Raw genomic sequence first — 1,147 nt, 5'->3', positions numbered from 1 at the left:
GCCGCGGCGCTGGGCGCGCTGCTGGTGTCGGGCGGCGACGCGGGCAGCCCGGCGCGAACACCGCTGGCGGTGCCGCCGCAGGCGACGACCACCGAGGCCACGGAGCCGTCGAGCACCGAGACCTCTTCGAGCGCCCCGAGCTCGACGAGCACCACCTCGACGACCCCGTCCACCACGACGAGCACCACAGCGGGCGCCGTCACCATGGCCGGCGCCGACACACAGGGTTTCATCGGTCATTCGGCGCGTTGTGACAACGGCGACAAGGCCGCAGCGATGGTCCGGACGGCGAACTCGCTCGCGGTCGTGTGCGGCACCGGGTCGAGCGGCGGCTACTACTACCGCGGAGAACGGCTGAGCGACGGCGCCGACCTCGAACTCGCGAACGCAGTGCCGGCGGGCGGTGGATTCGACGCCGTCAACCCCGCCGACGGCGCCCGCTACGAGGTGCGGCCCGACCGGCTCACCATCTACGGCAGCGGCGGCGTCGACTCCACCGAACCGGCGCTGCAGTACGCCACGCAGTAGTCTTCGTGCCTGTAACGGTTCGCGCGGGCGCGCGATAAGTTTGGTTGAGATCGATTGATCACCACGTCGTGGCGGCTGCTGGTACCAGGCCAGTGTCGGGGGAGACGGCTGCGCCCTGACGTCAGAGGAGTCGACCCGTAATGGGTGGTGCACCGGTGAACCCGAGAACTGCTGCGGCGGCGTTGGCATCGGGGGTGGTGATCTCGCTGACCGCGCTCTCCGGCGGCGCCGCCCCTGCGCTGGCCAAACCCGACAAGGACCCGGTCGCGCCGACCGAGACGGTCCTGCCGTCCCCGCCCCAGGGCGGATCCGGCTCGGAGGTGGAGGTCCGGGAACGGCCCGCCGAGCGGAAAGCCCCTGCGCCGGAAGCGCTCCCGCCCGTTCAGGCGCCAGTGGTCGTGGAGCCGGAGCCGGTGGTCGAGGCGCCGCCGGTGGTCCGGGAGCCGGTGGCTCCCGAGCCGGTCATCGAGGCGCCGGTGGCCCCTGAGCCGGCCGTGAAGGCGCCCCCGGTCGCCGAAGAGCCTGCCGTCGCCGACCCGCCCCGCGCCGAGAAGCCGCTGCCCGCAGCAACTCCGGCGCCCGTCGAGCGGCCGGCGCCCGTGGAGAAGCCCGCGCAGGT

Annotated in this window: 2 protein-coding genes and 1 pseudogene; 2 read left to right on the top strand and 1 reads right to left on the bottom strand. The window is 73.4% G+C overall.

Annotation, left to right across the window (positions count from 1 at the left end; all coding sequences use genetic code 11):
- Window positions 1–221 (bottom strand): hypothetical protein (locus H7I41_RS14000; RefSeq protein WP_264013198.1); only part of this gene is annotated, 221 nt, incomplete at its 3' end.
- 55 nt (window positions 222–276) lie between these two features.
- Here H7I41_RS14000 and H7I41_RS13995 point away from each other — a divergent pair.
- Entirely contained in the window at window positions 277–528 is a 252-nt protein-coding gene (locus tag H7I41_RS13995) for a hypothetical protein (RefSeq protein ID WP_264013197.1), read from the top strand.
- Between the two features lie 155 nt (window positions 529–683).
- A pseudogene (locus tag H7I41_RS13990) lies at window positions 684–1,147 on the top strand (hypothetical protein); the annotation flags it as partial.

It is taken from the genome of [Mycobacterium] manitobense (assembly GCF_025821665.1).
Lineage (GTDB): Bacteria > Actinomycetota > Actinomycetes > Mycobacteriales > Mycobacteriaceae > Mycobacterium > Mycobacterium arseniciresistens.
Note: the sequence above shows the minus strand (reverse complement) of the source record. Positions and strands in the feature narration are given on the sequence as shown.

Bases quoted from the DNA above. Each gene is read 5' to 3' on its own strand.
- H7I41_RS13995 (WP_264013197.1), top strand. From the start codon at position 277: ATGGTCCGGACGGCGAACTCGCTCGCGGTCGTGTGCGGCACCGGGTCG.